8 protein-coding genes, 1 tRNA gene and 2 rRNA genes are annotated in these 13,336 nt (G+C 46.2%); 3 read left to right on the forward strand and 8 right to left on the reverse strand.

Translation table 11 applies throughout. The features are described 5' to 3' along the window. Positions 1-90: 90 nt before the first annotated feature. The 4 genes from K5L93_RS05280 to pssA form a co-directional block, all read right to left on the reverse strand. Positions 91-2,978 (reverse strand): 23S ribosomal RNA (locus tag K5L93_RS05280). Positions 2,979-3,220: 242 nt separating this feature from the next. Beyond that, positions 3,221-3,296: transfer RNA gene (locus K5L93_RS05285), tRNA-Glu, on the reverse strand. Between the two features lie 105 nt (positions 3,297-3,401). Continuing rightward, positions 3,402-4,946, reverse strand: a 16S ribosomal RNA gene (locus K5L93_RS05290). The 16S and 23S rRNA genes sit together here with 1 tRNA gene alongside, the layout of an rRNA operon. A 451-nt stretch (positions 4,947-5,397) precedes the next feature. Then, complete coding sequence (pssA, locus tag K5L93_RS05295) at positions 5,398-6,240, reverse strand: CDP-diacylglycerol--serine O-phosphatidyltransferase (RefSeq protein ID WP_220718783.1); 843 nt, start codon at positions 6,238-6,240, stop codon at positions 5,398-5,400. Between the two features lie 177 nt (positions 6,241-6,417). Between pssA and K5L93_RS05300 the strand changes: the two genes are divergently transcribed. Then, entirely contained in the window at positions 6,418-6,678 is a 261-nt protein-coding gene (locus tag K5L93_RS05300; RefSeq protein WP_220718784.1) for a hypothetical protein, read from the forward strand. An 18-nt stretch (positions 6,679-6,696) separates the two neighbouring features. Here the strand turns inward: K5L93_RS05300 and clpB are convergent, their stop codons facing one another. The 3 genes from clpB to rluD form a co-directional block, all read right to left on the reverse strand. Next, complete coding sequence (gene clpB / locus K5L93_RS05305) at positions 6,697-9,267, reverse strand: ATP-dependent chaperone ClpB (RefSeq protein ID WP_016401295.1); 2,571 nt, start codon at positions 9,265-9,267, stop codon at positions 6,697-6,699. Positions 9,268-9,384: 117 nt separating this feature from the next. After that, positions 9,385-10,113 (reverse strand): peptidoglycan editing factor PgeF, encoded by a 729-nt coding sequence (pgeF, locus tag K5L93_RS05310; protein WP_220718785.1) that lies wholly within the window; start codon positions 10,111-10,113, stop codon positions 9,385-9,387. 2 nt (positions 10,114-10,115) lie between these two features. After that, complete coding sequence (rluD, locus tag K5L93_RS05315) at positions 10,116-11,084, reverse strand: 23S rRNA pseudouridine(1911/1915/1917) synthase RluD (RefSeq protein WP_220718786.1); 969 nt, start codon at positions 11,082-11,084, stop codon at positions 10,116-10,118. 246 nt (positions 11,085-11,330) lie between these two features. Between rluD and K5L93_RS05320 the strand changes: the two genes are divergently transcribed. Beyond that, on the forward strand, positions 11,331-12,068 hold the full coding sequence (locus tag K5L93_RS05320) for an outer membrane protein assembly factor BamD (RefSeq protein ID WP_220718787.1): 738 nt from the start codon (positions 11,331-11,333) through the stop codon (positions 12,066-12,068). Positions 12,069-12,129: 61 nt separating this feature from the next. Here K5L93_RS05320 and K5L93_RS05325 read toward each other — a convergent pair whose 3' ends face one another. Then, positions 12,130-12,468 (reverse strand): P-II family nitrogen regulator, encoded by a 339-nt coding sequence (locus tag K5L93_RS05325; protein WP_220718788.1) that lies wholly within the window; start codon positions 12,466-12,468, stop codon positions 12,130-12,132. Between the two features lie 335 nt (positions 12,469-12,803). On the opposite strand from K5L93_RS05325, the gene K5L93_RS05330 reads away from it, so the two are divergent. Beyond that, positions 12,804-13,325 (forward strand): GspH/FimT family pseudopilin, encoded by a 522-nt coding sequence (locus tag K5L93_RS05330; RefSeq protein ID WP_220718789.1) that lies wholly within the window; start codon positions 12,804-12,806, stop codon positions 13,323-13,325. Positions 13,326-13,336: the final 11 nt, after the last annotated feature.

Consider the following 13,336-nt stretch of genomic DNA (forward strand, 5'->3'; position numbering starts at 1 on the left):
TTCGAAAAAGCTGAAATACCTCATGAGCACTAACAAGCATTCATGGTTTCTAAAATAAAGTATCTATAAGCAACACCCTTTAGGTGTTGTATGGTTAAGCCTCACGGGTAATTAGTACAAGTTAGCTCAATGCCTCACAGCACTTACACACCTTGCCTATCAACGTTGTAGTCTCCAACGGCCCTTCAGAGGACTTAAAGTCCTAGTGAGAATTAATCTCGAGGCCTGCTTCCCGCTTAGATGCTTTCAGCGGTTATCAGTTCCGAACGTAGCTACTGGGCAATGCTATTGGCATAACAACCCAAACACCAGCGGTTCGTCCACTCCGGTCCTCTCGTACTAGGAGCAGCTCCCCTCAATTCTCAAACGCCCACGGCAGATAGGGACCGAACTGTCTCACGACGTTCTAAACCCAGCTCGCGTACCACTTTAAATGGCGAACAGCCATACCCTTGGGACCGACTTCAGCCCCAGGATGTGATGAGCCGACATCGAGGTGCCAAACACCGCCGTCGATATGAACTCTTGGGCGGTATCAGCCTGTTATCCCCGGAGTACCTTTTATCCGTTGAGCGATGGCCCTTCCATACAGAACCACCGGATCACTATGACCTACTTTCGTACCTGCTCGACGTGTCTGTCTCGCAGTTAAGCTGGCTTATGCCATTGCACTAACCGTATGATGTCCGACCATACTTAGCCAACCTTCGTGCTCCTCCGTTACTCTTTGGGAGGAGACCGCCCCAGTCAAACTACCCACCAGACACTGTCCGCATCCCGGATAACGGGACAACGTTAGAACATCAACACTACAAGGGTGGTATTTCAAGGTCGGCTCCACGTCATCTAGCGACAACGCTTCAAAGCCTCCCACCTATCCTACACATGTAGGGTCAATGTTCAGTGTCAAGCTGTAGTAAAGGTTCACGGGGTCTTTCCGTCTAGCCGCGGGTACACCGCATCTTCACGGCAATTTCAATTTCACTGAGTCTCGGGTGGAGACAGCTTGGCCATCATTACGCCATTCGTGCAGGTCGGAACTTACCCGACAAGGAATTTCGCTACCTTAGGACCGTTATAGTTACGGCCGCCGTTTACCGGGGCTTCGATCAATAGCTTCGCTTGCGCTAACCACATCAATTAACCTTCCGGCACCGGGCAGGCGTCACACCGTATACGTCATCTTTCGATTTAGCACAGTGCTGTGTTTTTAATAAACAGTTGCAGCCAACTGGTATCTGCGACTGCCAGCAGCTTAGGAAGCAAGTTCCATCACCGCCGGCAGCGTACCTTCTCCCGAAGTTACGGTACCATTTTGCCTAGTTCCTTCACCCGAGTTCTCTCAAGCGCCTTGGTATTCTCTACCCAACCACCTGTGTCGGTTTGGGGTACGGTTTCGTATAATCTGAAGCTTAGAGACTTTTCCTGGAAGCAGGGCATCAACCACTTCGTGTCCGTAGACACTCGTCATCAACTCTCAGCGTATTGTAAACCCGGATTTGCCTAAGTTTACCGCCTACTGCCTTTCACGTGGACAACCATCGCCACGCTGGCCTAGCCTTCTCCGTCCTCCCATCGCAATTATACGAAGTACAGGAATATTAACCTGTTTCCCATCGACTACACTTTTCAGTCTCGCCTTAGGGGCCGACTCACCCTGCCCTGATTAACATTGGACAGGAAACCTTGGTCTTTCGGCGAGGGGGCTTTTCACCCCCTTTATCGTTACTCATGTCAACATTCGCACTTCTGATACCTCCAGCATGCCTTACGACACACCTTCAACGGCTTACAGAACGCTCCTCTACCGAGCATGCAAGCATGCTCCCGTAGCTTCGGTGGTATGTTTAGCCCCGTTACATCTTCCGCGCAGGCCGACTCGACCAGTGAGCTATTACGCTTTCTTTAAATGATGGCTGCTTCTAAGCCAACATCCTGGCTGTCTAAGCCTTCCCACATCGTTTCCCACTTAACATACACTTTGGGACCTTAGCTGACGGTCTGGGTTGTTTCCCTTTCCACGACGGACGTTAGCACCCGCCGTGTGTCTCCCGAGTAGTACTTGATGGTATTCGGAGTTTGCAAAGGGTTGGTAAGTCGGGATGACCCCCTAGCCTTAACAGTGCTCTACCCCCATCAGTATTCGCTCGAGGCGCTACCTAAATAGCTTTCGAGGAGAACCAGCTATCTCCCGGTTTGATTGGCCTTTCACCCCCAGCCACAAGTCATCCGCTAATTTTTCAACATTAGTCGGTTCGGTCCTCCAATTGGTGTTACCCAATCTTCAACCTGCCCATGGCTAGATCACCGGGTTTCGGGTCTAATCCCAGCAACTATGCGCGCAGTTAACACTCGGTTTCCCTACGGCTCCGCTATTCGCTTAACCTTGCTACTGAAATTAAGTCGTTGACCCATTATACAAAAGGTACGCAGTCACCCCACGAAGGGGCTCCCACTGCTTGTACGTATACGGTTTCAGGTTCTATTTCACTCCCCTCACAGGGGTTCTTTTCGCCTTTCCCTCACGGTACTGGTTCACTATCGGTCAGTCAGGAGTATTTAGCCTTGGAGGATGGTCCCCCCATATTCAGACAACATATCACGTGTGCCGTCCTACTCGTTTTCACTTAAAGTAGATTTTCATGTACGGGGCTATCACCCTGTATCGCCATCCTTTCCAGAATGTTCCACTAATCACCTAAAAGCTTAAGGGCTAATCCGGGTTCGCTCGCCGCTACTACCAGAATCTCGGTTGATTTCTTTTCCTCCGGGTACTTAGATGTTTCAGTTCCCCGGGTTCGCCTCGCAACGCTATGTATTCACGTTACGATACTGCATAAAATGCAGTGGGTTTCCCCATTCGGAAATCCATGTCTATTACGTCTTTTATCGACTTAACATGGCTTATCGCAGATTAACACGTCCTTCATCGCCTCTGACTGCCAAGGCATCCACCGTATACGCTTAGTCACTTAACCATACAACACCTAAATGTTGTCGCTTAAATCACTTGAATGGTCAGGCTGTATAAATCCTGCCATTCGAGTACGATCACCTTATTTTTGAATACCAAGAACACTTGTTATTAAACTCATATTCTTGAGATATTTTTTTATCAGCTTTTCCAAATTGTTAAAGAGCAATTGGTTCCTTAGAAACCAAAGCTAAGCACTGTATCAATCAACGCTTAGCTTTGTATTCTCAAACCAGTGAGAGAAAATGGTATCCCGTAGGGGATTTGAACCCCTGTTACCGCCGTGAAAGGGCGGTGTCCTAGGCCTCTAGACGAACGGGACACTGCAGTAGCTGTTCTCGTTGGTTCTACACCACACTAGAACTTCTCTCTTTTCTTTTTCATCAAGCAATCTGTGTGAACACGTCACAAAACCTAAGCATCATAATAAGGAGGTGATCCAGCCCCAGGTTCCCCTAGGGCTACCTTGTTACGACTTCACCCCAGTCATGAACCACAAAGTGGTGAGCGTCCTCCCGAAGGTTAAACTACCCACTTCTTTTGCAGCCCACTCCCATGGTGTGACGGGCGGTGTGTACAAGGCCCGGGAACGTATTCACCGTAGCATTCTGATCTACGATTACTAGCGATTCCGACTTCACGGAGTCGAGTTGCAGACTCCGATCCGGACTACGACATGCTTTTTGGGGTCCGCTTGCTCTCGCGAGTTCGCATCCCTCTGTACATGCCATTGTAGCACGTGTGTAGCCCTGCCCGTAAGGGCCATGATGACTTGACGTCGTCCCCACCTTCCTCCGGTTTATCACCGGCAGTCTCCCTAGAGTTCCCACCATTACGTGCTGGCAAATAAGGATAGGGGTTGCGCTCGTTGCGGGACTTAACCCAACATCTCACGACACGAGCTGACGACAGCCATGCAGCACCTGTATCTGAGTTCCCGAAGGCACTAAACCATCTCTGGTAAATTCTCAGTATGTCAAGGGCAGGTAAGGTTCTTCGCGTTGCATCGAATTAAACCACATGCTCCACCGCTTGTGCGGGCCCCCGTCAATTCATTTGAGTTTTAACCTTGCGGCCGTACTCCCCAGGCGGTCTACTTAATGCGTTAGCTGCGTTACCCACGAGTTAAACTCACAGACAACTAGTAGACATCGTTTACGGCGTGGACTACCAGGGTATCTAATCCTGTTTGCTCCCCACGCTTTCGTACATGAGCGTCAGTTTTTGTCCAGGTGGCCGCCTTCGCCACTGGTATTCCTTCAGATCTCTACGCATTTCACCGCTACACCTGAAATTCTACCACCCTCTACAAAACTCTAGCTTGCCAGTTCCAAATGCCATTCCCAGGTTGAGCCCGGGGATTTCACATCTGGCTTAGAAAGCCGCCTGCGTACGCTTTACGCCCAGTAATTCCGATTAACGCTCGGACCCTCCGTATTACCGCGGCTGCTGGCACGGAGTTAGCCGGTCCTTCTTCTGTCGCTAACGTCAAAGATAGTAAGTATTAATTACTACCCCTTCCTCACGACTGAAAGTGCTTTACAACCCGAAGGCCTTCTTCACACACGCGGCATGGCTGCATCAGGCTTTCGCCCATTGTGCAATATTCCCCACTGCTGCCTCCCGTAGGAGTCTGGGCCGTGTCTCAGTCCCAGTGTGGCTGATCATCCTCTCAAACCAGCTAGGGATCGTCGCCTTGGTGAGCCATTACCCCACCAACTAGCTAATCCCACTTGGGCTAATCTTTACGCGAAAGGCTCCGAAGAGTCCCCTCCTTTGGTCCGAAGACATTATGCGGTATTAGCAGTCGTTTCCAACTGTTGTCCCCCACGTAAAGGCATATTCCCAAGCATTACTCACCCGTCCGCCGCTCGTCAGCAAAGTAGCAAGCTACTCTCTGTTACCGCTCGACTTGCATGTGTTAAGCCTGCCGCCAGCGTTCAATCTGAGCCATGATCAAACTCTTCAATCAAAAGTTTTTTCGCTCAAAGTTAAAAACTGAAATTATTACTGTGTTTTACAGTGCAAGACTCCAGTTCACTTAAGCTTAATTTTTTCGCTTAAGGCCCTGTGAGTGCTCACACAGATTGCTTGATAAATTGTTAAAGAGCGTTGCCTCTTGTGAGGCGAGGTGCGCATTCTACGCTTTCCTCTGTGGCTGTCAACCGCTTTTTAAAACATTTTAAAAAGAAGTTTGAGAGCCGGCTAACTCAGCCCTAGGCCTTGCTAACCCTGACGTAGCCTTGCTTCGCTTTAGCGCGCTGCGTGCCGTGTCAGTGGAGGTGCATTATAGGGAAGCGATTTGGTAAAGCAACAGTTATTTTGATTTTTTGCCAATTATTGAAAGATAAAACCAAAACAGCATATTTATTAAGCAAAAAGGCGCCATTTAAGCGCCTTTTTTCTCATTAACTACTATTTTGTTACTTTTCTGCTTTTTCTTCAGCTATAGATTCACCTGATTGCCCATCATCTTTATGTTGATTCTCATTACGATGACAGTCTAGGTCTTCTTCATCACCCACCACGTGCTTGAACTTGAGTTCCTTAACAGTACGGACAGTATAGATTGGACCCGATACAGCGTAAGCAGCAAACAAGGTAAATAAGATAACTGCCGGCTTAACAGCAATAACAATAAACACCAATACTATAAGCAACACGGCAAAAAATGGCACGCGGCCTTTTAGGTCTATGCCCTTAAAACTGTGATAGCGGAAGTTACTCACCATTAACAGACCACTGATAACAGTAATAAAGCAGGCAACAAATTCTAAACTGTTACCTGAAAACTGTAGGTCTTGAGCAAACCAGACCATCCCAGCTATTAACGCGGCAGCGGCAGGACTGGCTAAACCTTGAAAGAAACGTTTATCCGCAATACCTACTTGAGTGTTAAAACGAGCTAAACGCAAGGCTGCCCCAACAGTATATACAAATGCAGCCAACCAACCTATTTTGCCTAAATCATGCAGCGCCCAATTATAAACCACCAGCGCAGGGGCAATACCAAAAGAAACCATATCGGCCATCGAGTCATACTCTGCACCAAAGGCACTCTCGGTATTTGTCAACCTCGCAACCCGGCCATCTACTCCATCAAAAATCATTGCAACAAAGATGGCGATAGCCGCTGCTTCAAATTGGTCGTTCATTGATGCTACTACCGCATAAAAGCCTGAAAACAGCCCTGCGGTGGTAAACAAGTTGGGGAGTAAGAAGATGCCTTTTTGGCGGGCACCTTCACTAACTTTTTGCTCGGTCATTTAAATACTCTATAAAACAGCCTTAAAACTTTAGCTAAAAATAGCATAAGCCCTTAAGTGTTAATAGCAATTCAAAGACAAAAGCACAGCTATGAACTATATCTTAGACATAAGAAATAAATATTGGGAGGAGTTCATTTTTTAGGTCGACTAAACGCACAAATTGGTAGTAACACTATGGACATAGAAAGATTGACCAAACATTTGAGTTTAGATTCTCACCAAATTAACCAATTTACTCAACTTGAACAACGATACAACCGTTTGATGGATGACCTGTTTGGTTTTGAAGGTGATAGAAAACAAATGTGGAAAGCAATGCGTGAGTTGTTAAAAGAAAAAGACCAAGAGATTACTAAGCTGCTTAGCGACAGCCAAACAAAAAGCTATCTCAACCTAAAGCAACTCCAAAACCAACAACGTAAGCAAGCTAATTAGCTTGCTTACGTTTTACTTTTATTTAAAGGCTAATTGGCCATCTTCCAACTCGATACGAATTGTTTTCCCTGGTTCGATTTGTCCCGACAAAATGGCTTGCGCTAAGGGATTTTCTAACTGTTGCTGAATAGCCCGTTTTAAAGGCCTTGCGCCATAGACAGGATCAAAGCCAGCTTGCCCTAACTTATCTAACACCGCATCGCTAAACTCCAGCTTGTAACCTTTTTCCTCCAAACGCGGTACTAAACGCTGAACTTGTATTCCGGCAATTGTTCGGATCTGTTCGTGCGCTAGTGGATGGAATACCACTGACTCGTCAATTCGGTTAATAAACTCAGGCCTAAATTGCTGAGCAAGCACGCCCATCAAGGCAGTTTTTATCTCTTGATGAGTCATCTCACCATGTCGCTCTTGAATAATGTCTGAACCAAGATTAGACGTCATGATGATGACTGCATTGCGAAAATCTACCGTTCGCCCCTGCCCATCGGTTAAGCGGCCATCGTCTAATACTTGCAGCAAAATGTTAAACACATCTGGATGAGCCTTTTCTACTTCATCAAGCAAAATAACCGAGTAAGGTCTGCGCCGTACCGCTTCAGTTAAATAACCACCCTCTTCATAACCCACATAACCGGGAGGCGCTCCCACTAAACGAGCAACGGAGTGTTTTTCCATAAATTCCGACATGTCGATGCGAACCATTGACTCTTCGGTATCAAACATAAATTCGGCGAGCGCTTTACATAGCTCTGTTTTACCCACACCAGTTGGCCCTAAAAACAAGAACGAACCAATCGGGCGGTTTGGATCAGATAATCCCGCTCTGCTACGACGAATAGCATTGGATACTGCTTCCACGGCCTCGCCTTGACCAATCACTCTATCGTGCAGTTGCTGCTCCATACGCAACAACTTGTCACGTTCGCCCTCCAGCATTCGGTTAACTGGAATGCCAGTCCAACGAGACAAAACATCAGCAATTTCTGCATCACTCACCTTGTTCCGCAACAAACTCATATCTTGCATTTCAGCTTGCGAGGCTAAATCCAACTGGCGCTCCAATTCTGGAATGCGACCATATTGCAGCTCAGACATACGATTTAAATCGCCCGCTCGGCGCGCAACGTCCATGTCTAAACGAGCTTGCTCTAAATCTGCTTTAATATGCTGGGTGCCCGATAAAGCGGCTTTTTCGGCCTTCCAAACCTCGTCTAACTCTTTAAATTTACTTTCTTTTTCAGCTAACTCTTCGTCCAGTAAAGCTAGTCGTTTAAGGCTGGCGCTATCGGCTTCTTTTTGCAGCGCTTGACGCTCCAGCTTTAACTGAATGATTTTGCGTTCAAGTTTGTCTAAGGCTTCAGGCTTAGAATCTATTTGCAGACGAATACTTGAAGCCGCTTCGTCAATAAGGTCGATAGCTTTATCGGGTAGCTGCCTATCGGAAATATAGCGATGTGACAAACTGGCCGCCGCAACAATCGCAGGGTCAGTAATTTCAACCGAGTGGTGCAATTCATAACGCTCTTTTAAACCACGTAAAATCGCTATGGTGTCTTCAACGTTAGGCTCTTCCACCAGCACTTTTTGGAAGCGACGCTCAAGTGCGGCATCTTTTTCAATGTACTGACGATACTCGTTTAAGGTAGTTGCGCCTACACAATGCAGTTCACCACGCGCTAAGGCAGGTTTAAGCATATTACCCGCATCCATCGCACCATCGCCTTTACCGGCACCAACCATAGTGTGCAACTCATCGATGAAAAGTATCACTTGACCTTCTTCTTGAGAAAGTTCATTTAGCACTGCTTTTAAGCGCTCTTCAAACTCACCGCGATATTTAGCACCCGCTACCAAAGACCCCATATCAAGTGATAAAACGCGTTTGTTTTTTAGCCCTTCCGGCACTTCGTGGTTAATGATCCGCTGAGCTAAGCCTTCGGCAATCGCGGTTTTACCCACACCAGGCTCACCAATTAATACTGGGTTATTTTTGGTGCGACGCTGCAATACTTGCACGGTGCGACGAATTTCATCATCACGACCAATCACCGGGTCAAGCTTGCCTTGCTCGGCACGCTCGGTAAGGTCTATGGTGTATTTTTCAAGGGCTTGACGTTGATCTTCGGCATTAGGGTCATCAACTTTTTGACCACCTCGAATTTTAGTAATGGCTTTTTCTATATTCTCTTTATTTGCGCCTAACTCACGCATAATATCGCCAAGCTTACCTTTATCTTCGGTAACGGCTAAAAAGAAAATTTCTGATGAAATGAATTTATCTTTACGCTTTTGCGCCAACTTGTCACAAAGGTTAAGCAGCACCACTAATTGGTTAGAAAGCTGAACTTCACCGCCGGTACCTTCAACACGTGGCAATTGCTCTAGGGCTTGAGAAAGCTGAGAACGTAAGGCGCTACCTTCAATACCAGCTTCTACCAATAATGGCCGTAGCGAAGCGGCATCTTGATTTAGCATGGCCGACATTAAGTGCACCGGTTCAATAAACTGGTGGTCGCGCCCCAATGCTAAAGATTGAGCGTCTGAAATCGCTAATTGAAATTTGCTTGTAAATCTATCTAGGCGCATGTCACACCTCCACATATATTAAGCTATTAATGATTATGTGGGATTAGATGTAAAAAAAATCAAGATAAATGGCATTAAAAAAACATCAATACGATGGTTTTGTGAGCTTTAATTGCTTTAGCTAAGCCAGATGGCTGCAGCCATTCGTCCGGTTTGGCCGTCACGCCTATAAGAAAAGAAACGTGAGGCATTATTAAAAGTACAGCTTGCATCCGCATAAACATCATTCAAACCTAGCGCGCTAAGGCGCTGCTTAGCCAAATAATGGATATTGGCGTAATACTTACCGCTATTTGCACTAGCCGTAAAAGCGTTGGCAGACGGTGAGTTTTTAGCAACAAATTGCTGATAAACCTCTACACCTACTTCAAAGGCATTAGGGCCAATCGCCGGACCAAACCAAGCCATGATCTCACTGGGAGCAATGTTCATTGCTGCTACGGTATTTTCTAGCACGCCATCAAGCAAACCGCGCCACCCAGCATGTGCCGCCGCCACTACAGTACCTTGTTTATCGCAAAAAAGTACTGGTAAACAATCTGCGGTCATTACTACACATACCGCATGCGCTTGCTTCGCGACGCTGGCATCAGCCTCAGCAAAAAGCTTACTAGACTCACTGGCATTTACCACACGAGTGCTGTGAATTTGCTTTAGCCAACAAACTTGCTGTGGCATACCTTGTTGGAAATGCTGCCGATTGGACTGTACTGCGCTGGCGTCGTCCCCCACATGATCACCCAGGTTGTAGGAATCATAAGGAGCCGAACTAGCGCCAGCTAAGCGGTCACTGTAAACCGCTTTTACATTTTTTGGACAGGGCCAATCAACCAGCAATTTAGCCATGCTTAGCCTAAATCAGGATTGAGTTTATGATCGGCGCGCAAGGCATCGGCAATATCTAGCATGTCTTGAGGAACCGGTGCGTGCCACTCCATCATTTCGCCAGTAATTGGGTGCTCTAAACGCAGCATTACCGCATGCAGTGCTTGGCGCTGAAACCCACGCATGGCAGCAATCAACTCTTCACTAGAGCCTTTAGGTAAACGCAAGCGTCCGTAGGTTTGGTCACCTAAAAGTGAGTGTCCAATATGCGCCATGTGCACCCGAATTTGGTGAGTACGCCCTGTTTCCAAACGCAAGCGGATACGCGTATGTTGACGAAACTTCTCCGCAACGCGGTAATGGGTTACAGCAGGTTTGCCACTAGCAACTACTGCCATGTGAGTGCGTTTAGTAGGATGACGGCCAATTGGCTCGTCAACCAACCCACCCGCGGTCATCACTCCTGTGGCAATGGCTTCGTACTCACGGGTTACATGGCGAGCTTGCAGTGCTTCAACTAGGTGAGTTTGTGCTGGCACAGTTTTAGCTACTACCATAAGGCCCGAGGTATCTTTATCTAAACGGTGCACAATACCGGCGCGAGCCACTTCAGCAATGGATGGGTAGCGATGTAATAAAGCATTGAGCACTGTGCCACTATTATTACCAGCGCCAGGGTGCACCACCATGTTAATAGGCTTATTAATCACCAGAATATCGTCATCTTCATAAACGATATCGAGCTCGATATCCTCTGCCTGTGCTTCAACCACGTCTTCCAACACGGTATTTAATACAATTTCTTCCCCGCCAACTACCTTTTCCCTAGGCTTAACTTTCAGTTCGCCATCTAAACGAACACATTCTCCAAGGATCCATTCTTTGATCCGTGAACGGGAATAATCTGGAAACAACGCTGCTAACGCCTGATCGAGGCGAGCTCCAGCTAGCTCATCATCAACGATTGCTCGCAACTCTAAAGGTTGACTCATCTTAGGTTTTACCTCTAACAGGAAGGCCAAAACGGGCTATTGTAATCATTCCTAGCTTAAAGCATAGAAGAAAATGGTTTGTTAGATGCACCTCCCACTATATATGTCACTCGGTGATTGACGGTTTAAGTGGCATAGAGGATACTGTTTGCCCATTATTTGAGGTGTTTAACCTAATACTTTTCGACGTTGAGACGAGTATTGTTATTTGGTTATCACAGAAACAACAAAGACGATTTTTAGTCCATGATGCGCGTTTATAAGCAAACAATATCCGTAATACTGCTCGGCTTAATGCTTGGAGCTTGTTCTTCGAATTCAAAAGATAAACCGAAGATCCCTGATAAGCCAGCGTCTGAGCTTTACGCTGAAGCTCAAACAGCAATCAACAATGGTGCTTTTACTGATGCTGTAGAGAACTTAGAAGCCTTAGATACGCGCTACCCATTTGGTCCCTATTCGAATCAAGTACAGCTTGACCTTATCTACGTATATTACAAACGTAGTGATACAGCGATGGCTTTAGCTAGCACCGATCGTTTTATTCGCAATAACCCAACCCACAGTGAGTTAGATTACGTCTATTACATGCGCGGGCTTACCAATATGGCGGCAGACTACAACTTATTCCAAAGCCTTGTTGGCATTGATCGTTTTGACCGAGACCCAAGCTTTTCTCGCCAAGCCTTTAACGATTTTAAAACCTTGATTAATCGTTATCCGCACAGTGATTATGCAGCCGATGCCAAGCAACGTATGGTTCACTTAAAAGATCTGCTAGCCCGCTACGAAGTATCGGTGGCTCGTTACTACATTAAACGTGAAGCTTATATTGGTGCAGTAAATCGCGCTCGCTATGTGATTGAAAACTTCTCAGATACACCGTCTGCACGCGATGCACTTAAAGTAATGGAAGACGGCTATAAAGCTTTAGGTATTACCGATAAAGCAGAACAAGCAGCATTAATACTTAGTGTGAATTAATATCCGCTAAGCATCAAAAAAGGCGAGCAAAGCTCGCCTTTTTTGATCATTGGGATACAAATTAAATCGCATCTTCGTTTTCTTCACCAGTACGAATACGGATAACGCGGTCAACGTCGCGTACAAAAATTTTGCCGTCGCCAATTTTACCAGTTTGCGCAGTTTGCACAATCGCTTCAATACAACGCTCTAGGTCATCTTTTTGAACGACTAGCTCTAGCTTCATTTTGGGTAAAAAGTCTACTTTGTACTCAGCGCCACGGTAAAGTTCAGTGTGGCCTTTTTGTCGACCAAACCCCTTTACTTCGGTCACTGTCATACCTGTAATACCAATTTCAGCTAAAGCTTCGCGAACATCATCCATTTTGAATGGCTTGATAATTGCCGTAACTTGCTTCATGTGTACTTCCTTTTATTTATCATTTTGTTGAGTCTTTATGCCCTTACTTTAAGCCAAGCGCGGGCATGTGACAACGTTATACACTTAGCTTAATCCGAGAATTGGCTAAAAAACACCACTTGGCTCACGCAAAATCAATATCTTAGCTGAGCTGTAGCGACATAAACATCAACTACAAAATTGCTAATAAAACCAATGAATCCGCATTTAAATAACTTATTCGGCTTATCTGCTAAACCTACCACACACTTTACAGCAAAAAGCTTCAGTCCTGCTGCAGACGAATAATTAAGGTATACACTTAAATAAGAACCTAATGATTAAGAGCGACCACATTGAACAAGCATACTGGTTTCACGTTACTTGAACTTATGATCACCATAGCCATTGCAGTTGTATTGCTTGGCATAGGCGTACCTAGTATGAATAGCTTGTTCCAAACAATGGCTGCTGATGCCTCAACAAATAGAATGATGCGAGAAATACGCTTTGCACGCAGCCAAGCAATCAATCTAAATCAAAGAGTGGTGGTATGCGCTCTACAAGCAAATGGCAGTGACTGTGGCGGTGAGGTGAACTCTGGTTTAACAGTATTTGCCGACGACAATAATAATGGAAAACTAGATGGTGATGAGAAAGTTCTGCTGGCGGCAGAGCCCTTTACCAAAGCAGGCACCACAGATTTTAAAGGTTCGATAAATTCCTTTTCGTTTCAGAGTGATGGTTTAATTGCTGGTGCCTCAGGCAGCATTTATTTTTGTTCAAATGACAATAGCTACATCGATGGTGTAGTAATCTCAAAGGGCGGCAATATTCGGTTCATCACCGACAGTGAAAAAAGCAGCTGCCCTATCTAAACACCCACCTT

Origin of the sequence: Agarivorans litoreus, assembly GCF_019649015.1 — a bacterium.
In the GTDB taxonomy this organism is placed as follows: Bacteria; Pseudomonadota; Gammaproteobacteria; order Enterobacterales; family Celerinatantimonadaceae; genus Agarivorans; species Agarivorans litoreus.

Coding starts and splice junctions, on each gene's coding strand:
- pssA (WP_220718783.1), bottom strand. CDS start 6,240: ATGACCGAGCAAAAAGTTAGTGAAGGTGCCCGCCAAAAAGGCATCTTC.
- K5L93_RS05300 (WP_220718784.1), top strand. CDS start 6,418: ATGGACATAGAAAGATTGACCAAACATTTGAGTTTAGATTCTCACCAA.
- clpB (WP_016401295.1), bottom strand. CDS start 9,267: ATGCGCCTAGATAGATTTACAAGCAAATTTCAATTAGCGATTTCAGAC.
- pgeF (WP_220718785.1), bottom strand. CDS start 10,113: ATGGCTAAATTGCTGGTTGATTGGCCCTGTCCAAAAAATGTAAAAGCG.
- rluD (WP_220718786.1), bottom strand. CDS start 11,084: ATGAGTCAACCTTTAGAGTTGCGAGCAATCGTTGATGATGAGCTAGCT.
- K5L93_RS05320 (WP_220718787.1), top strand. CDS start 11,331: ATGATGCGCGTTTATAAGCAAACAATATCCGTAATACTGCTCGGCTTA.
- K5L93_RS05325 (WP_220718788.1), bottom strand. CDS start 12,468: ATGAAGCAAGTTACGGCAATTATCAAGCCATTCAAAATGGATGATGTT.